The sequence below is a fragment of the Pseudomonas sp. R28(2017) genome (genome assembly GCF_002112505.1).
Lineage (GTDB): Bacteria > Pseudomonadota > Gammaproteobacteria > Pseudomonadales > Pseudomonadaceae > Aquipseudomonas.
Genome location: NZ_NEHW01000009.1, coordinates 261,109 through 280,019, shown reverse-complemented (window position 1 = coordinate 280,019; position 18,911 = coordinate 261,109). Strand labels below are relative to the sequence as shown.

At 64.8% G+C, this 18,911-nt stretch carries 14 protein-coding genes and 1 pseudogene; 6 read left to right on the top strand and 9 right to left on the bottom strand.

Annotated features, from left to right (window positions below; genetic code table 11):
• Positions 1-235 precede the first annotated feature (235 nt).
• Positions 236-865 (bottom strand): isochorismate family cysteine hydrolase YcaC, encoded by a 630-nt coding sequence (gene ycaC, locus CAF78_RS17875; protein WP_019096456.1) that lies wholly within the window; start codon positions 863-865, stop codon positions 236-238.
• Between the two features lie 135 nt (positions 866-1,000).
• Between ycaC (CAF78_RS17875) and CAF78_RS17870 the strand changes: the two genes are divergently transcribed.
• From CAF78_RS17870 to CAF78_RS17860, 3 genes are all read left to right on the top strand, one after another.
• A complete protein-coding gene (locus CAF78_RS17870) occupies positions 1,001-1,912 on the top strand; it encodes a LysR substrate-binding domain-containing protein (RefSeq protein WP_085676447.1) in 912 nt (303 codons plus the stop codon).
• 219 nt (positions 1,913-2,131) lie between these two features.
• Positions 2,132-3,394, top strand: coding sequence for an OprD family porin (locus CAF78_RS17865; protein ID WP_085676448.1), 1,263 nt, complete (start codon positions 2,132-2,134; stop codon positions 3,392-3,394).
• Position 3,395: 1 nt separating this feature from the next.
• Positions 3,396-4,994, top strand: a complete 1,599-nt coding sequence (locus CAF78_RS17860) for an MFS transporter (RefSeq protein WP_085676449.1) — start codon at positions 3,396-3,398, stop codon at positions 4,992-4,994.
• Between the two features lie 165 nt (positions 4,995-5,159).
• On the opposite strand, the gene CAF78_RS17855 is transcribed toward CAF78_RS17860, so the two are convergent.
• The 4 genes from CAF78_RS17855 to ycaC (CAF78_RS17840) form a co-directional block, all read right to left on the bottom strand.
• Positions 5,160-7,001 (bottom strand): amidohydrolase, encoded by a 1,842-nt coding sequence (locus CAF78_RS17855; protein WP_176247327.1) that lies wholly within the window; start codon positions 6,999-7,001, stop codon positions 5,160-5,162.
• Between the two features lie 349 nt (positions 7,002-7,350).
• A complete protein-coding gene (locus CAF78_RS17850) occupies positions 7,351-8,169 on the bottom strand; it encodes an alpha/beta fold hydrolase (protein ID WP_085676451.1) in 819 nt (272 codons plus the stop codon).
• A 40-nt stretch (positions 8,170-8,209) separates the two neighbouring features.
• Positions 8,210-8,776, bottom strand: a complete 567-nt coding sequence (locus CAF78_RS17845) for an antibiotic biosynthesis monooxygenase (protein WP_085676452.1) — start codon at positions 8,774-8,776, stop codon at positions 8,210-8,212.
• Between the two features lie 114 nt (positions 8,777-8,890).
• Positions 8,891-9,520 carry an isochorismate family cysteine hydrolase YcaC gene (gene ycaC, locus CAF78_RS17840; RefSeq protein WP_085676453.1) on the bottom strand — a complete coding sequence of 210 codons (630 nt, stop codon included), beginning with the start codon at positions 9,518-9,520 and terminating at the stop codon, positions 8,891-8,893.
• 220 nt (positions 9,521-9,740) lie between these two features.
• Here ycaC (CAF78_RS17840) and CAF78_RS17835 point away from each other — a divergent pair, with 220 nt between their 5' ends.
• The gene (locus tag CAF78_RS17835) at positions 9,741-11,168 is read left to right on the top strand and encodes a mechanosensitive ion channel family protein (RefSeq protein WP_085676454.1); all 1,428 of its coding nucleotides are present in this window, start codon (positions 9,741-9,743) and stop codon (positions 11,166-11,168) included.
• 47 nt (positions 11,169-11,215) lie between these two features.
• Here CAF78_RS17835 and CAF78_RS17830 read toward each other — a convergent pair whose 3' ends face one another.
• Together CAF78_RS17830 and CAF78_RS17825 are read right to left on the bottom strand one after the other, a co-directional pair.
• Positions 11,216-12,502: an FAD-binding oxidoreductase gene (locus tag CAF78_RS17830; RefSeq protein WP_085676455.1), complete on the bottom strand. Its 1,287-nt coding sequence runs from the start codon at positions 12,500-12,502 to the stop codon at positions 11,216-11,218.
• 166 nt (positions 12,503-12,668) lie between these two features.
• Positions 12,669-14,159 carry an aldehyde dehydrogenase family protein gene (locus CAF78_RS17825; RefSeq protein ID WP_085676456.1) on the bottom strand — a complete coding sequence of 497 codons (1,491 nt, stop codon included), beginning with the start codon at positions 14,157-14,159 and terminating at the stop codon, positions 12,669-12,671.
• A gap of 136 nt (positions 14,160-14,295) precedes the next feature.
• Here CAF78_RS17825 and CAF78_RS17820 point away from each other — a divergent pair, with 136 nt between their 5' ends.
• Both CAF78_RS17820 and CAF78_RS17815 read left to right on the top strand, forming a co-directional pair.
• Positions 14,296-15,186 (top strand): LysR family transcriptional regulator, encoded by an 891-nt coding sequence (locus tag CAF78_RS17820; RefSeq protein WP_085676457.1) that lies wholly within the window; start codon positions 14,296-14,298, stop codon positions 15,184-15,186.
• 220 nt (positions 15,187-15,406) lie between these two features.
• Positions 15,407-16,792 carry a VOC family protein gene (locus CAF78_RS17815; RefSeq protein WP_085676458.1) on the top strand — a complete coding sequence of 462 codons (1,386 nt, stop codon included), beginning with the start codon at positions 15,407-15,409 and terminating at the stop codon, positions 16,790-16,792.
• A gap of 135 nt (positions 16,793-16,927) precedes the next feature.
• Here CAF78_RS17815 and CAF78_RS29090 read toward each other — a convergent pair whose 3' ends face one another.
• Positions 16,928-17,650, bottom strand: a complete 723-nt coding sequence (locus tag CAF78_RS29090; protein ID WP_371857112.1) for a methyl-accepting chemotaxis protein — start codon at positions 17,648-17,650, stop codon at positions 16,928-16,930.
• Between the two features lie 132 nt (positions 17,651-17,782).
• Positions 17,783-18,826: pseudogene (locus CAF78_RS29085) on the bottom strand (Cache 3/Cache 2 fusion domain-containing protein); the annotation flags it as partial.
• Between the last annotated feature and the right edge of the window lie 85 nt (positions 18,827-18,911).

Below are 18,911 nucleotides of genomic sequence, written 5' to 3'. Positions count from 1 at the left end.
GCTAGCAGCTTGCCGTCCACCCCTCTCACCTAACACCTTACCTCCTTCGAAGACACAAGCGAGCGCAGCTCGCGATGCGCCGCGCGGGCGGCGCTCGATCTCACAGGCGCAGTAAACCTCAAGGCGGGCACATTGCAGCCCTGACACCCCATCAAGACAGGCACATCACAACCATCACACAAAAAAAAGCCGACCCCGCAATCGGGGTCGGCCCTTGAACCAGAAATCCTAGCTGTTACTTACCAGCCGTCAGCGCGTTGTAGCTGGTCATCAGGTTCCGATAATCCGGAATATGGTTGGAACACAGCGCCGCCAGCCCTTCAATGTCGTTGCGCCAGTCGCGGTGCAGCTCACAGGCCACGCCAAACCAGGTCATCAGTTGCGCGCCAGCCCGGCTCATGCGGTCATGGGCAGCATCACGGGTCATTTCGTTGAAGGTGCCGGAAGCGTCGGTCACCACGAACACGTCGAACTCTTCTTCCAGCGCCGCCAGCGCCGGGAAGGCCACGCAAACCTCGGTTACCACACCGGCAATGATCAGCTGCTTCTTGCCGGTGGCCTTCACTGCCTTGACGAAGTCTTCGTTGTCCCAGGCGTTGATCTGGCCTGGGCGGGCGATGTACGGGGCATCCGGGAACAGTGCTTTCAGTTCTGGCACCAGTGGGCCGTTGGGGCCTTGCTCGAAGCTGGTGGTGAGGATGGTCGGCAGGTTGAAGAACTTGGCCAGGTCGGCCAGGGCCAGCACGTTGTTCTTGAACTTGTCCGGCTCGATGTCGCGGACCAGGGACAGCAGGCCTGCCTGGTGGTCGACCAGCAGGACTGCGGCGTCGTCTTTGTTCAGGCGGTTGTAGGTGAATTTGCTCATGGTCTGTGCTCCTAAGGTTTATGAATTTTTCAGCAATCCGGGGTGTTTCGCGTTGATGGGCACAGATTAAAATCATCACCTTTACGGCGGTAGACTGCGAAAATTGCCTTTAGCGTTCCATCTGGAGAACGATCATTGGAAGACCTCAATTCCCTCTACTACTTCACCCAAGTCGTGGAGCACGGTGGCTTCGCCCCGGCCGGGCGGGCGCTGGACATGCCCAAGTCGAAGCTCAGCCGGCGCATCGCCGACCTTGAGGACCGCCTCGGCGTGCGCCTGCTGCACCGCACCAGCCGCCACTGCTCACTGACCGAGATCGGCCAGGCCTACTACAACCGTTGCCTGGCAATGCGCGTGGAAGCCGAGGGTGCGGCAGAGATCATCGAGCGCAACCGCAGCGAACCGCGCGGGCTGGTGCGCATCAGCTGCCCGACCACCCTGCTCAATTCCTGGGTCGGGCCGATGCTGACCCGCTATATGCTCAAGTACCCGCAGGTGGAGCTGTTCATCGAGAGCACCAACCGCCGTGTCGACCTGCTGCACGAGGGCTTCGACATTGCCCTGCGGGTGCGTTTCCCGCCGTTGGAGAACACCGACATGGTGATGAAGGTGTTGAGCAACAGCACCCAGTGCCTGGTCGGCCAGCCGCAGTACCTGGAACAACTGCCGAAGGGCTTTGACCCGCAGCTGCTCGGCACGCTGCCGAGCCTGCACTGGGGCAGCGCCCAGCGGGAGTACCAGTGGGAGCTGTTCCAGGGCGAGGACAACAGCCGCAGCATCGTCATCCCGCATACGCCACGCATGGTCACCGATGACCTGTTCGCCCTGCGCCACTTCGTGGTGGCTGGCGTGGGCATTGCGCATTTGCCGCGGGTGGCGGTGCGTGAAGACCTGGCGGCGGGGCGATTGGTGGAGCTGATTCCAGACTGGCACCCGCGTTGCGGCATCGTGCATGCGATCTTCCCGTCGCGGCGCGGGTTGCTGCCGTCGGTGCGGGCACTGATCGATCACCTGGCCGAAGAGTTCGCCATCAGCGACATGGCTTGAGTCTCAGGCCGCCTGTACCGGCCTCTTCGCGGCAGTTCGACGCCTCGACAAGCCCGCTCCCACAGAGATAGCGCACACCTCAGGCCTGAGGTGATCCTGTGGGAGCGGGCGTGCCCGCGAAGAGGCCGGCACAGGTAAAGGAAATTCCCCAGCACACAGTTACAAGACCGCTGGCCTATCCTTGCTCCACAGTCCCGGATCATCCCCCTTGGAGGCCCCATGATCCGCGCCAATCACGGACCAGGCCGCGCCCTGCTCGCTACCCTCGCCCTTTACCCGGCATTCAGTCAGGCAGAAGATGCCGGCTGGTCGCTGCTAAGCCGCAACTATTTCCTGCACAGCGACTTCCGCTCGCCCTCCGCCAGCGGCCAGAACTACCGCCAGGAATGGGCCCAGGGCTTCATCGGCGAGGTCCGCTCGGGCTTCACCGAAGGCACGCTCGGCGTCGGCCTCGACGCCCATGGCTTCCTCGGCCTCAAGCTCGACGGCGGCCGCGGCCATGCCGGCACCGGCCTGCTGCCGCGCGACAGCGATGGCCGCGCCGAGTCCGACTACTCCAGCGCTGGAGCCGCGCTCAAGCTGCGCTTGGGCTACACCCAGCTGCGCTACGGCGAAATGACCGTAGAAACTCCAGTGTTCGACACCGGCGACAAGCGCCTGCACCCGGAGTACGCCACCGGCTGGTTGGTGGACAACACCGGCCTGCCCGACTGGCGCCTGCAGGCCGGGCACTTCACAGCCTTCAACAACCAGGACAACAGCTCCACCCACGACGACTTCAGCGGCTACGGCGCCACCACCCACAATCGCGCCATCAGCCTGGCCGGCGCCACCTTTGCGCCAAGCGGCCCCTTCGGCGGTGCGTTGTACGCCGGGCAACTGGAGGACACCTGGCGCCAGGCCTACCTCAACCTGAACCTGGCCGAGGGCAACTGGCGCCTGGACGGCAATCTCTACAAGACCCGCGACACCGGCAATGCCAGCGCGGGGGCGATCGACACCCTCGCCTACAGCCTGCTGGGCAAGTACAGCTTCGGCGCTCAGGCCCTGAGCCTGGCTTACCAGAAGGTCGAGGGCGACACGCCGTTCGATTTCGTCGGTGGCGACTCCATCTACCTGGCCAACTCGATCAAGTACGCCGACTTCAACGGCCCCGGCGAGCGCTCGTGGCAACTGCGCTACGACCTCAGCTTCGCCACCCTCGGCATCCCTGGCCTGAGCCTGATGGGCCGCTACGTCAGCGGCCGCGGCATCGATGGCAGCCACGCCCCGGCCAGCGGCGCCTACGTGAATCAGTATGGCGAGGGTGGCAAACACTGGGAACGCGACATCGACCTGAAATACGTGGTCCATTCCGGTACCGCCAAGGACCTCAGCCTGTCGTTCTCCCACGTCAGCCACCGCGCCAACCTGGCCCAGGCCGGCGATGACATCGACCGCATCTACCTGATCATCGAATACCCTCTCAAAGGCAGCTTCTGACATGAACAGTTCCCCTTCAGGCGCCTGGAGCCCGTTGCGCAACACCACCTTCCGCATGCTGTGGATCGCCACCATCGCCTCCAACATCGGCACCTGGATGCACGAAGTGGGCGCTGGCTGGCTAATGACCACGCTGTCAACCAACCCACTGCACGTGGCGCTGATCCAGGTGGCTGGCTCGCTGCCGATGTTCTTTCTTGCCCTGCCGGCCGGCGCGGCGGCCGATATCGTCGACAAGCGCCGCTACCTGCTGCTGGTGCAGTTGTGGATGTCATCGGTGGCCGTGGTGCTGGCGGCCCTGACGCTGCTTGGGCTGATGAATGTCACCCTGCTGCTGGTGCTGACATTGGCGCTGGGCATCGGCACGGCGCTGATGATGCCGGCCTGGAGCGCGCTGACACCGGAGTTGGTGGGCAAGGAAGACCTGGCCAACGCGGTGGCCATTTCCAGCGTCGGCATCAACGTGTCGCGCGCCATCGGTCCGGCGCTGGCCGGCGTGGTGGTGAGCATGGTCGGCCCGTGGCTGACGTTCGCCCTCAATGCCGTGTCTTTTGCCGGCGTGATCCTGGTGCTGTTGCTGTGGAAGCGTGAGGTGAAGGAGCCGCTGCTGCCGGCCGAGCGCTTCGTCGCCGCCATGCGCACCGGCCTGCGCTTCGCCCGCAGTGCCAAGCCCTTGCAGGCCGTGCTGTTGCGGGCGTTGGCGTTCTTTTTCTGCGCCAGCGCCGGGACCTCGTTGCTGCCACTGATCGTGCGCGGCGAAATGCATGGCAGCGCGGCCGACTTCGGCCTGCTGCTGGCGGCCATCGGCATCGGCGCGGTGGCCGGCGCCACGCTGCTGCCTCGGCTGCGCGAGCGCATCAGCCGCGACCGCCTGGTGCTGCTGGCCAGCCTGCTGTATGCCCTGTTCCTGCTGGCCCTGGCGTTGGTGCGCAACTTCTACGCGCTGCTACCGGCGATGCTGCTCAGTGGCGCGGCGTGGATCGCGGTGCTGTCCAACCTGCAGGTCGCGGCGCAGACCTCGGTACCGGCCTGGGTACGGGCGCGGGCGTTGTCGGTGTACATCCTGTTCTTCTTCGGCGCCATGGCCAGCGGTGGCTTGCTGTGGGGCACACTGGCCAGTCATGCATCGATCACCCTGAGCCTGTTGCTGGCCTCAGGCGGCCTGGCGCTGGGTACCTTGCTGACCTGCAAGGTCACCTTGCCGGAGACCGAAGCCGAGGAACTGACGCCGTCGCTGCACTGGCCGGTGCCGGTGCTCAGCGATGACATGGACAAAGAAAGCGGGCCAGTGATGGTCACCGTCGAGTACCACATCGATCCAGCCAAGGCCGAGGCGTTCCAGCAAGCGGCGCGGGAGCTTGAGGCGATGCGCAAGCGCAATGGCGCATTGTCGTGGGGGTTGATGCGGGACAGTGCAGATCCTGCGCTATGGCTGGAGTTTTTCTTCGAGGAGTCATGGCTGGAGCATTTGCGGCATCACCATCGGGTGACCCGGGGGGAGCTCAAGATCGAGGCGCGGGTGCGGATGCTGCAGACCGATGGGGTCGAGGTGAAGATCCGCCACCTGTTGGCTGGCGTTGAACACAAGGCACACCATTGAAGCAGGCCTTACCGGCCTCTTCGCGGGCAAGCCCGCTCCCACAGGGACCGCGCAGGTCCTGAGGGCTGTGCAGTACCTGTGGGAGCGGGCTTGCCCGCGAAGAGGCCAGCACTGAAGGAACGAAAAAGGGGGCCAATAACTGGCCCCCTTTCACATCAGCTCAGCTTAGAACGCGAAGCACGAGCAACCCAGCGCGCCCCAGAAGCCCTGGTAGTCATTCACCGGCACGCTCGAATGCCGCGCCTTTTCATGGCTGTGCGCATGCACCCCACACGGCCCGCTGCACTGGTGCACGGCTGCCGCCAGCGACGGCGTGCCTACACGCCAGTGCCCCGGCACCTTGGCCACTGGCGACCATTCCGGCAGCACCGGCACCTGAGGTGGGCCGAGCTTGTCGAATTCGCCCGCGCCATACACCACCTTGCCGTCAACGACCGTCAGCACCGACTCGATACCTTTGATCGCCTCTTCATCGACACTGAAGAAGTCCAGCGACAGTGCCGCCAGGTCGGCCAGCTGGCCTACCTTGATCTGGCCCTTCTTGCCCTGCTCGCTGGAGAACCAGGCGCTGCCCTGGGTGAACAGCTGCAGTGCGGTTTCGCGATCCAGGCCTTCCTTGTACAGCTCCATGCCGCCAACGGTCTTGCCGCTGACCAGCCAGTACAGCGAGGTCCACGGGTTGTAGCTGGACACGCGGGTGGCATCGGTACCGGCACCCACCGGCACGCCCATCTCGAGCATGCGCTTGATCGGCGGGGTCTGCTCGGCCGCCTTGGCGCCGTAGCGGTCGACGAAGTACTCACCCTGGAAGGCCATGCGGTCCTGGATGGCGATGCCGCCACCCAGCGCACGCACGCGCTCGATGTTTTGCGGGGTGATGGTTTCGGCATGGTCGAAGAACCACGGCAGGCCGTTGAACGGAATGTCGCGGTTGACCTTCTCGAACACGTCGAGCATGCGCGTGATCGATTCGTTGTAGGTGGCATGCAGGCGGAACGGCCAGCGCTGCTCGACCAGGTGGCGCACCACGGGCTCCAGCTCTTCTTCCATGGTCTGCGGCAGGTCCGGGCGTGGCTCGAGGAAGTCCTCGAAGTCGGCGGCGGAGAACACCAGCATCTCGCCAGCACCGTTGTGGCGCAGGAAGTCGGTGCCGCTGTGCAGCTTGACGCTGGATGTCCACTTGCGGAAGTCGTCGAGCTCTTCCTTGGGCTTCTGGGTGAACAGGTTGTAGGCGATGCGCACGGTCAGCTGGTTGTTGTCGGCCAGTTCCTGGATCACCTGGTAGTCGTCCGGGAAGTTCTGGTAGCCGCCGCCGGCATCGATGGCGCTGGTCAGGCCCAGGCGGTTCAGTTCGCGCATGAACTGGCGGGTGGAGTTGACCTGGTATTCCAGTGGCAGCTTCGGCCCCTTGGCCAGGGTGGCGTAGAGGATCATCGCATTGGGACGGGCGATCAGCATGCCGGTCGGGTTGCCGAACTTGTCACGCTGGATCTCGCCACCCGGCGGGTTCGGTGTGTCCTTGGTGTAGCCGACGGCCTTGAGCGCGGCGCGGTTGAGCAGCGCGCGGTCATACAGGTGCAGCAGGAACACCGGGGTGTCGGGCGCGGCCTGGTTGATTTCTTCCAGGGTCGGCATGCGTTTTTCGGCGAACTGGAATTCGTTCCAGCCACCGACCACACGCACCCACTGCGGGGTCGGCGTACGCGCTGCCTGGTCCTTGAGCATGCGCAGGGCGTCGGCCACCGACGGCACGCCTTCCCAGCGCAGTTCCAGGTTGTAGTTCAGGCCACCGCGGATCAGGTGCAGGTGCGAGTCGTTCAGGCCGGGGATCACCGTGCGCTGCTTGAGGTCGATGATCTGCGTGGCGCTGCCCTTGTGGGCCATGGCCTCGGCGTCGTTGCCCACGGCAATGAAGCGACCGTCCTTGATGGCGACGGCGGTGGCGGTGGGCTTTTCGCGGTCAACGGTGTGCAGTTTACCGTTGAACAGAATCAGGTCGGCGGTCATGGAACCTCCTTGGGTGGATGCGTGGGCGGAACCGGCTTGGCCGGTGAAGGGCAATGCGGACCAGAGGGCGCCGGCCGCACCTAGCACGGTGCTGGTGGCGAGGAACTGGCGACGGGTCTTGTCGTTGCGGTCCTGGGACATGGGCTTCTCCGACTGGGGCCGGCAGGGGCGACTGCGAAGCATGCCGGTTGATGCAAGGTCAGGGCTTGGATGGATGTGCGGTGAGTTGAAGAAGGTTAGCCCTGTTCAACAGTTGTGCTGCCTGGGCAGGCCTCTTCGCGGGCTCGCCCGCTCCTACAGATACTGCTTTCCCTGTGGGAGCGGGTTCACCCGCGAATGCCTTCCACAATTACTTCTGCAGGAACGCCAGCAAATCCTCATTCAGCTGCTGGGCATGGGTCACCGCAAACCCGTGCGGCGCGCCGGCATACACCTTCAGCTCAGCCCCACGAATCAGCTCGGCCGCCTGCTTGCCGGTGGTCTCGAACGGCACGATCTGGTCGTCATCGCCGTGGATGACCAGGGTCGGCACATCGATGCTGGCCATGTCCGGACGGAAGTCGGTCTCCGAGAACGCGGTCACGCAATCCAGGGTGCCCTTGATCGACGCCATCAGCGCAATGTTCAGGGTCTGGGCCTGTACCCCCAGGGAAACCTGCTGCCCATGGTTGATGCCATAGAACGGCGCGGCGAAATCGGCGATGAACTGTGCACGGTCGGCACGCAGGCCAGCACGGATGCCTTCGAACACCGACAGGTCGACACCTTCAGGGTTGTCGTCGCGCTTGCCGAACACCGGGGTCACCGCGCCCAGCAGCACCAGCCCGGCCACCCGCTCGCTGCCATGGCGGGCGATGTAGCGGCTGACATCGCCACCGCCCATCGAGAAGCCCACCAGGGTCACGTCGCGCAGGTCGAGGTGTTCGATCAACTGGGCGATATCATCGGCGAAGGTGTCGTAGTCGTAACCGGTCCACGGCTGGCTCGAACGGCCGAACCCACGGCGGTCGAAGGCGATGGCGCGGTAGCCGCGGCTGGCCAGGAACTCCATCTGCGAGTCCCACATGTCGGCGTCCAGTGGCCAGCCGTGGCTGAACAGCACCGGCTTGCCGCTGCCCCAGTCCTTGTAATAGATCGAAGTGCCGTCGCGGGTCACGAGGGTGGTCATGTCGATATCTCCTTGAAAGTCCGAAAGGTGAAGGCGTGGCTCAGCCGCGCAGCCAGTTGGCGCAGCGGCGGGTTACCCAAGGCATGATGTAGAACACCACGGGCAGGATGACGAACAGGTTGACGATGAGGTTGCCGCTGATCGGGCCGCCCAGTTGCGGGAAGCGCGCGAACAGCGGCGCCAGCAGCTGGGGAATGACCATGGTCATCGGGCAGATCACCAGGTAGGTCAGCAGTGCCTGCTTCCAGCGCGGTGGTTGCGCCGCGTTGACGCTGGGCGGGGTGAACCAGAACTCCGGGTCATCGTGCACCTGGGTATGGTCACCGCCTTCGAGCAATGGCAGCACTTCATTGACCAGCGCCTGGCGTTCGGCCGAATTGACCCAGGCCTGCAGCAGGCTGGCATCGGCAAAGCGCACCACGGTGGTGAAGTGCAGGCCGCCTTCATCGGGGCGGATGACGTTGACGTCCAGGTGCCCCGGCTGGCGGCGCGCGGCGCTGACCGTGCGCTTGAGCCACGCTTCGTAAGCCGCCAGCGACTCGGCGCGTGCCTTGTGCTGGATGACCAGGGTCACCACGTTGCGGTTGTCTTGGCGTGCGGTGTTCATCGGCGTTCCTTGGGATGAGCTTGCCCGCATCCACTGTGCAACGGCGGACGGGCGATGGATTGGATAGGTGTGCTGCGCTCGCCGGGCACCGTCTGTCGGTGCCCGGCGCCCGGCTTACTTGTTGGCGTTGAAGGCGTTGTAGCTGGTCATCAGGTTGCGGTAGTCCGGGATGTGGTTGGAGCACAGCGCGGCCAGCCCTTCGATGTCGTTGCGCCAGTCGCGGTGCAGCTCACAGGCCACGCCGAACCAGGTCATCAGTTGCGCGCCGGCCTGGCTCATGCGGTCGTGGGCGGCGTCGCGGGTCATGGCGTTGAAGGTCCCGGAAGCGTCGGTTACCACGAACACGTCGAACTCTTCTTCCAGGGCCGACAGGGCCGGGAAGGCTACGCACACTTCAGTCACCACACCGGCGATGATCAGTTGCTTCTTGCCAGTGGCCTTCACTGCCTTGACGAAGTCTTCGTTGTCCCAGGCGTTGATCTGGCCTGGGCGGGCGATGTACGGCGCGTCCGGGAACAGTTCTTTCAGTTCTGGTACCAGCGGGCCGTTGGGGCCTTGCTCGAAACTGGTGGTGAGGATGGTCGGCAGGTTGAAGAACTTGGCCAGGTCAGCCAGGGCCAGGACGTTGTTCTTGAAGGCGTCCGGCTCGATGTCGCGCACCAGGGACAGCAAGCCAGCTTGGTGGTCGACCAGCAGAACAGCGGCGTCGTCTTTGTTCAGGCGGTTGTATTTGAAGTTGGTCATGGCGGTAGCTCCTAAGGGTTTTGATTTTCAGTAAGTTGGGTGTTTCGCGTTGATGGGAGAAGATTAAAACCAACACCTTTGGAGCGGTAGATAGTGGTTTTTGGCTTTAGCGTTCCATTTAAGGAACGATCTGTCGGCAATGGATTTGCTGGCTGCATTGCTTGCCCGAGCAAGCTGCTCTATTACTACGCACAGCCCTCCCCTCACTCCCGAGACTTCCATGCTGGCGTTCATCCAGTCGTCCCCGTTGTTGCTCGGTACCGCCCTGATCCTGCTCGACCTCGTGCTCTGGCAGCTGATCCCGATCCCGCGCCGGGCCTGGCGCATTGGCACGCGACTGGTGATCTTCCTGCTGTTCAGCTCGGTGCTGGTGGCCGCCGGGATGAGCCCGCTACAGCCGCCGCCGTGGCCCGACGATGTGTCGCGCAACCTGATCGCCACCGTGCTGGCGATCGGCTGGTGGCTGTTCGGCGCGCGCACGGTGACCGTGGTGTTCGGCCTGTTGCTGGTGGCCCGTGGCAGCCACGGCGGGCGCCTGTTGCAGGATGTGCTGGGGGCGCTGATCTTCCTGGCGGCCGTGGTCGCCGCTGCGGGCTATGTACTGCAACTGCCGGTGAAGGGCCTGCTGGCCACTTCCGGGGTGATGGCCATCGTCATCGGCCTGGCGCTGCAAAGCACCCTGGCCGACGTGTTCAGCGGCATCGTGCTGAACACCACGCGGCCCTATCAGATTGGCGATTCGATCTCCATCGACGGCACCGAGGGCAAGGTGCTGGATATCGACTGGCGCGCCACGCGCCTGCTCACCGGCAGTGGCAGCCTGGCGGTGATCCCCAACTCGGTGGCGGCCAAGGCACGGCTGCTCAATCACAGCCGCCCGGCCGATGTGAACGGCGTGTCGATCTGCGTGGTGGTGCCGGCCAAGGTTCGCCCCAGACGGGTTTTCGATGCCCTGGAGAAGGCCTTGCAGGGCACCAGCGCGATCCTCCCCTCGCCCAGGCCCAAGGTCACGGTGAAGACTTCGACGCTGGAGTCGGTGGAGTACGAAGCCAGCGGCTTCATCGCGGACATGGGCGGCAAGACCGATGCCCGCAACCAGTTGTTCGACCTGGCGCACCGCCATCTGGAAGCCAGTGGGGTGATGTGGAACGTCGACCTGGCCATGCCGCCACGCAGCCGCCAGCGCGAAGTGCTGGACGAAGTGCGAGTATTCCGTTCGCTGAGTGACGAAGAACGGGATGCCTTGAGCCAGCGCATGACCGCTGTGGAGTACCTGGCCGATCAGGTGATCCTGGGCGTAGGTGAGCAGTCCGATCATTTGCTGGTGATTGGCAGCGGCGTGGTTTCAGCGTCGGTGCGTGATGGTGACAAGCTGCTGGAGGCCGGGCGCATGGGGCCGGGTGAGGTGCTGGGGATCGAGGGGATCATCGATGAAGATGACTCGTTTGCCGAGTTCCGGACCTTGACCAGTTGCGTGCTGTATCGGATCGAGAAGGCACAGGTGAAGAGCTGCCTGGTGCAGCGTGGGGAGGTGCAGACAGCGTTGAGCAAGTTGCAGCGGTTCAGGCGCCAGAGCCGGGAGTCACTGTTGCTGCAGAAGCCGGTTTCGATCAAGAAAGGCGGCTTCCTCAGCTGGTTGCACAAGTAAGCCTGTGCCGGCCTCTTCGCGGCGGTTCGACGCGAAGAGGCCAGCGCTTACAACACCACTCTCAGGCATTGCCCCGCGTGGTACAGCGAGAAGCCGGACTCATAGAACGCCGTGCGCAGCGAAGGCGCGCTCACGCCCTTCATCGGCGAGAACGGGATCGGCAGGCTGTCCGGCTCGCCCTTCAGCAGGAACTCGGCAAACGCCCGGCCAATCACGGTCCCGGTGGTGTTGCCACGACCGTTGTAGCCGGTCACCGCCACCAGCCCCGGCGCCGGCTCGAACAGCCGCATCAGGTGGTCAGGGGTGAAGTCGATGCAGCCGGTCCAGTGCATTTCCCACTCGACCTTGCCCAGCTCCGGGTAGTAATGGCTCTGGATCCGGTCGGCCCAGCTGCGCACGAACCAGGCCGGCTTGTTGTCGACCCGGCCAAGGCTGCCCAGCAGCAGCCGGCCCTGATCGTCGCGGCGGATGCTGCTGAGCACGGTGCGGGTGTCCCACGAGCCCTGGCCGTGCGGCAGCACCTTGTCGGCCGCCCCGCCGTGCAGCGGCTTGGACGCCACCTGGTAGTAGTAGCCACGGAAGAACTGCTTCTGCAGGTTGCTCCAGTCGCCTTCGGTGTAGGCGCCAGTGGAAATCACCACCTTGTCGGCACGCACCGAGCCGCGCGCGGTCTTCACCCGCCAGCCGTCGCCCTCGCGCTCAAGGCCTTCGACCGAGGATTGCTGGAACAGCTTGCCACCCAGGCGCACCACGGCGGCGGCCAGGCCCTGGGTGTAGCCCATCGGGTTGATGGTGCCGGCGCGGCGGTCGAGCAGCGCGGCGGAAATCTTGTCGGTACCGCAGTATTCCTGGCACTGGGCGCCGGTCAGCAGCTCGACATCGGCACCGCGGCGGCGCCACTGCTCATGGCGGGCCTCGAGGTCGGCGATACCGGTGGCGTTGTGCGCCATGTGCAGCGTGCCCTTGTGCTGGGCCTGGCAGTCGATGCCGAGGCGTTCGATCATGGCGAACACTTGTGCCGGGGCCTCGCCAAGCACCTTGTTCAGGCGGCTGCCCTGCTTGTGGCCGAGGGTTGCCTCGACGTCATCGGGGCGGATCCAGGTGCCGGCGTTGACAAGCCCGACGTTGCGCCCGGAGCCGCCGTGGCCAATCTTCCAGGCCTCCAGCAGGATTACCGACTTGCCCTGTTCGAGCAGGTGGATGGCCGCCGACAGGCCGGTGATGCCGCCGCCGATCACGCAGACATCAGCCTTGTGTTCACCGGCCAAGGCCTGGCTGGCGACGGTCGGTTGGCTGACGTGTTCCCACAAGCATTGTTGACGCAGTTCGGACATGGCCCGGCTCCAGCAATTTATTCTTGTTTGCGGCTGCCTTGCAGCCCATCGCTGGCAAGCCAGCTCCCACAGGGACCACACAGACCTGAAAGGCAGTGGAGATCCTGTGGGAGCGGGCTTGCCCGCGAACCGGGGGCAAAGCCCCCGGCCATGCAGCATCAAGCCATCAGTCGAACACGATACCCTGCGCCAGCGGCAGCTCGCGCGAGTAGTTCACGGTGTTGGTCTGGCGACGCATGTAGCCTTTCCAGGCATCGGAACCGGACTCGCGACCACCGCCCGTCTCCTTCTCGCCACCAAACGCCCCGCCGATCTCGGCGCCGCTGGTGCCGATGTTGACGTTGGCGATGCCGCAGTCGCTGCCCGAAGCACTCTGGAAGCGCTCGGCCTCCCGAATGTCGGTGGTGAAGATGCACGACGACAGGCCTTGTGGCACTTCGTTGTTCAGGCGCAGGGCCTCTTCGAAGTCGTCGTAGGCCAGCACGTAGAGAATCGGCGCGAAGGTTTCGTGGCGCACCACGTCGCTTTGCGCAGGCATCTCGGCGATGGCCGGCGTGACGTAGTAGGCGTTCGGGTACTGGTCGGCCAGCTGACGCTCACCACCGAACACTTGCCCGCCCTCGTCACGGGCCTTGGCCAGTGCACCTTGCATGGCGTCGAACGACTGCTTGTCGATCAACGGGCCAACCAGGTTGTCCTTGCGTGGGTCACCGATGCGCACTTTGCCGTAGGCGGCTTTGACGCGGGCAACCACTTCGTCCTTGATCGAGCGGTGCACGATCAGGCGACGCAGCGTCGTGCAACGCTGGCCGGCGGTGCCGACAGCGGAGAACAGAATGCCGCGCACGGCCAGGTCGAGGTCGGCGCTCGGGGCCAGGATCATGGCGTTGTTGCCGCCCAGCTCGAGGATGCTGCGGCCGAAGCGGGCCGCAACACGTGGGCCGACTTCACGGCCCATGCGGGTGCTGCCGGTGGCGCTGACCAGCGGTACGCGTGGGTCGTCGACCATGGCCTCGCCGGCTTCGCGGCCGCCGATCACCAGTTGCGCCAGGCCAGCCGGAGCGTCACCGAACGCCTTCAGGGCTTTTTCGAACAGCGCCTGGCACGCCAGGGCGGTCAGCGGGGTCTTCTCGGACGGCTTCCACACCACCGAGTTACCGGCCACCAGGGCCAGCGCGGTGTTCCAGGCCCACACGGCCACCGGGAAGTTGAAGGCGCTGATCACGCCGACCACGCCCAGCGGGTGCCAGGTTTCACGCATGTGGTGGCCGGGGCGCTCGGACGCGATGGTCAGGCCGTACAGCTGGCGCGACAGGCCAACGGCGAAATCGCAGATGTCGATCATTTCCTGCACTTCGCCCAGGCCTTCCTGGGTGATCTTGCCGGCTTCGATCGAGACCAGCTCGCCGAGGTCGGCCTTGTGCTCACGCAGCACCTCACCGAACAGGCGCACCAGTTCGCCACGGCGCGGGGCCGGCACGCTGCGCCAGGCTTCGAAGGCGCTCTGGGCCTGATCGATGCGGGCGATGGTCTCGGCCTTGCCGAGCAATTTCACCGAGGCGATCTGGCTGCCGTCGATCGGCGTGTGAACAGGGTAGTCGCCCTGGGTGTAAGCCTCGGCGGCAACGCCAAGGCGCTCGAGCAATCCAGCAACCATTTGTGCTTCTCCTACATCGGGTGATGGGGTGGAAAAATGATGTGGATCAGTATTAATCCGATCACACCGGTGCAACAAACGACCTTTATTCCGCATATCATTCCGTCAGGTAATGATTTGAGCCGCAGAGACCCTTATGTCCAAACGCCTGGTGCCCTCCATGACCGCCCTGCAGTGCTTCGAAGCTGCAGCCCGCCACCTGAGCTTTACCCGTGCCGCCGAAGAATTGCACCTGACCCAGAGTGCAGTCAGCAAGCAGGTGGCGCAGCTGGAAGAGATGCTGCGCCACCACCTGTTCTTGCGTATCCGCAGGCGCCTGCAACTCACGCCCGCTGGCAGCCTGTACCTGGCCGAGGTGAACAAGATCCTCACCCAGGTCGACATGTCGAGCCGCTACGTGCTCACCTACGGCGAGCAGACCGAGATATTGAAGGTAGCCACTCAACCGAGTTTTGGCGTGCGCTGGCTGATCCCGCACCTCAAGGGCTTCGGCAAACGCCACGCGAACATCCACCTCGACATCCGCAACGAGATGGAGCCGTTCGCCTTGCTGCAGGGCTCGGCGGATGTGGTGTTCTTCTACGGCCAGGGCACTTGGCCGGGGGCCACCTGCGTCGAGTTGTTCGGCGAAGAAGTGGTGCCGGTGTGCGCGCCGGAGCTGCTGGCCGGGCGCGAGCTGAGGGATGCGGGTGAATTGGCGGACATGGTGCTGCTGCAGAGCACGTCGCGGCCAGAGGCCTGGCATGAGTGGTTCCTGGAACTGGGGTTGCACAGTGTCAGCGCCTACCATGGGCCGCGGTTCGATACGTTCTACATGGCGTTGAGTGCGGCGCAGGCCGGCTGTGGGGTGGCGTTGGTGCCTCAATACCTGGTGGCGAAAGAGTTGGCCGAGGGCAGCCTGGTGATTGCCTGGAATCACGCGATGCCAAGTGCCGGCAAGCATTACCTGGCCTATGCCGAACATGCAGCGGAGGTGCCTAAAGTCAGGGCATTGGTGGAATGGATTCGCGAGCAGCTGCAGGCTTGAGATTGCCGGGGCCGCTTTGCGGCCCATCGCCGGCAAGCCAGCTCCCACAGGTACTGCGCAAGGTTCAAACTGTATCTAATCCCTGTGGGAGCGGGCTTGCCCGCGAAAGGGCCCTCGAGGTCGATCAGAAATGGAATGACTGACTCACTTTTTTTCGCTTGTGAGCCAAGTGCATTCCCAGCTTTCATGTAAGCGTCCGAACCTAACCAGGAAGCTAGCGATGCCCGCCCACGATTTCGTCAGCCCCGACAGCATCCGCGCGCAGTTCTCTGCCGCCATGTCGCTCATGTACAAACAGGAAGTGCCACTGTACGGCACGCTGCTGGAGCTGGTGAGCGAAATCAACCAGCAGGTCATGGCCGAACAGCCCAAGGTGGCCGAGGCCCTGCGCTGGACCGGCGAGGTCGAGCGCCTGGACCAGGAGCGCCACGGCGCCATCCGCGTCGGCACTGCCGAAGAGCTGGCGACCATTGCCCGCCTGTTCGCGGTAATGGGCATGGCGCCGGTCGGTTACTACGACCTCAGCTCTGCCGGTGTGCCGGTGCACTCCACCGCGTTCCGCGCCGTGCATGAGCAGTCGCTGCACGTCAGCCCGTTCCGTGTGTTCACCTCGCTGCTGCGCCTGGAGCTGATCGACAACCTGCCACTGCGCGAACTGGCCCAGGGCATCCTGAGCAAGCGCAAGATCTTCACCGCGCGCGCGCTCGAACTGATTGCCCAATCCGAGCGCGATGGTGGCCTGAACGCAGCCGATGCCGACGAGTTCGTCCGCGAAGCCCTGCACACCTTCCGCTGGCACCAGGACGCCACGGTCACGGCCGAGCAGTACCAGCAGCTGCACGACCAGCACCGCCTGATCGCCGACGTGGTGGCCTTCAAGGGCCCGCACATCAACCACCTGACCCCGCGCACCCTGGACATCGACGCGATCCAGGCCGGCATGCCGGCCAAGGGCATCCCGCCAAAAGCCGTAGTCGAAGGCCCGCCCACCCGCCGTCACCCGATCCTGCTGCGCCAGACCAGCTTCAAGGCACTGCAGGAGAAGGTTGCATTCAGCGATCACCAGGGCAGCCACACCGCACGCTTCGGTGAAATCGAACAGCGCGGCGCCGCGCTGACGCCGAGAGGCCGCCAGCTGTACGACAAGCTGCTCGACGTCACCCGCGCCGCCCTGGGTGGCGCGCCGGCCGAGGCCAATGCCGAGCGCTACATGGCCCTGCTGCAGGAAAGCTTTACCGAATTTCCGGATGACCTGGCGCAGATGCGCGAGCAAGGGTTGGCATATTTCCGCTACTTCGCTACCGAGAAGGGCCTGGCAGCGCGCGGGCAAGCGGATCGCCCGACCACGCTGGAAGGCCTGATCGCGGCCGGCCATGTGCACTTCGAGGCGCTGGTGTACGAGGACTTCCTGCCGGTGAGTGCGGCGGGGATCTTCCAGTCGAACCTGGGGGATGAAGGCCAGGCGGAGTATGGCAGCAATGCCAACCGCGAAGCGTTTGAAGCGGCGCTGGGGCTGCAGGTGGAGGATGAGCTGGCACTGTATGCGCAGAGCGAGCGGCGTTCGTTGCAGGCCTGCGCTCAGGCGTTGAGCCTAGGTTCGATGTAACACATCAGGGGCGCTTTGCGCCCCCATTCGCGGGCAAGCCCGCTCCCACAAGTACAGCGCAAGCCTGGGGCCTGTGGAGATCCTGGGGGAGCGGGCTTGCCCGCGAATGGGCCGCAAAGCGGCCCCCGTACAACCTCAGCGGAAGCGGTCCACTTCCTGGCGCAACTGCGCCGCCAACCCTTCCAGCTCCCGCGCGGTAAAGGCCAGTTCATTGGCCACGTCACGCTGCTCGCTGTTGGCCTGGGCAATGCTCTGCAGGTTACGGCTGAGCACTGTCGCGGTGCTGCTCTGCTCCTGGGTCGCCGTGCTGATCACGGCAAACTGCTCACCCGCCGCACGGCTCTGCTCATCGATGCGCGCCAACGCTTCGGCGACTTTGTCGTTGCGCGCCAGCCCTTCCTGCATCAGCTGGTTGCCCTGCTCCAGGGTATTGATGGCATGCCCGGTCTGCTGCTGGATGCTGCCGATCATCCCGGAAATTTCATCGGTCGCCTGGCGCGTGCGCGCTGCCAGCCCACGCACCTCATCTGCGACCACGGCAAAGCCGCGTCCCTGCTCACCGGCACGGGCCGCTTCGATGGCGGCGTTAAGGGCCAGCAGGTTAGTCTGTTCGGCAATCGCGGTGATCACGCTGATGATGCCGCCGATCTCCTGCGAACGTGCGCCCAGGCTGTCCATCACCGTGGCAGTGCCACCCAGCGCTTCGGCAATCTGCCGCAGCGAGCTCGACGCTTCGTCCATGGCGCTGCGGCCGATGCGGGTCTGCTGGGCGTTATCGCGGGCCATGCGCTCGGTGCCGGCCATGTTGTCGGCGATGTTCATCGAGGTGGCACTGAACTCCTCCACCGCACCGGCCATGCTGGTGATCTCGCCGGACTGCTGGTCCATGCCTTCACAGGCACCGGTCGACAGCCCCGACAGCGAACGCGCGCGGCTGCTGACCTGCTCGGAGGCACTGCGGATATGCTCGACCATGGTCGACAGCGCCTCGCCCATCTGGTTGAAGCTGCGTGCCAGCTGGCCAATTTCGTCGTGGCTGGTCACGCTCAGCCGCGCATTCAGGTCGCCGGCACCCAGTGCCTCGGCCTGGCGCACCAGGTCGTCCAGCGGGCGCAGCTTGCGGCGCAGCAGCCACAGGGTGGCCGCCACCGCCAGCAGCATCGCCAGCAGGCTGCCGATGGCCAGGCGCAGGCCGACGCTCCAGGTCACCTCGCGGATTTCCGCCTTCGGCATGCTGGCGACCACGGTCCAAGGGCCCTCGGCGAACGGCGCACTGGCGCTGAACAGGTCCTGGTCAGCATTGGCCGGTGGTACCAGCCATTGGCCCTGATCATCGCGTATGGCCAGCGAGCCGGTAGCGCCGATGCGGAAGCGCTTGAGGTTGGCGAACTGGGCGTTCTGCGCATCGGTGTAGTCGAAGCCGACGAACAACACCGCGATCACCCGGCCGTTGCTGTCGCTGACCGGCACGTAACGGGTCATGTAGTTGCGCTCGAACAGCACGGCGCGGCCGACGTACATCTGCCCGGCCAGCAGCTTGGTGTAGGCCGGGTGCTGGCGGTCGAGCTGGGTGCCGATGGCGCGCGTGCCGTCCTGTTTCTTCAGGTTGGTGCTGATGCGCACGAAGTCATCGCCGCTGCGCACGAACAGGGTCGCGATGCCGGCGGTCATCTGCTGGAATTCGTCGACCACCTGGAAATCGTTGTTCAGCAGCCGATCACCCAGATACAGGGCTGGCGTGCTTTGGCCGGCGACCTGCACGGTCTCGCCGGCATGCAACGACAGGCCCGAGGCGAAGCGGCGCTCGAACAGGCCGCTCAGGCGCTGGGTATTGTCCTTGAGCGAACCGTGGAAAGTATCGAGCTGGTCGGCCAGCAGCCGCGCTTCGCTGGCCAGGTGGGCCTGGCGGGTGGCGAGGTTGGCGTCGTCCAGCGCACGCAGGGCGAACAGGGTACTGCCGGAAATCACCAGCGCCAGCACGATGGCGAGGGCGACACCGAGTTGCGAGGCAATTCGGGCACGCGGTTGAGACATGAAGAAGCTCCTGGCAAGAGGCCGGGATCATCCTGATCACGCTGACCACCCGCTTGATATCGACGGGAAATCGCGCCCTCTTCCG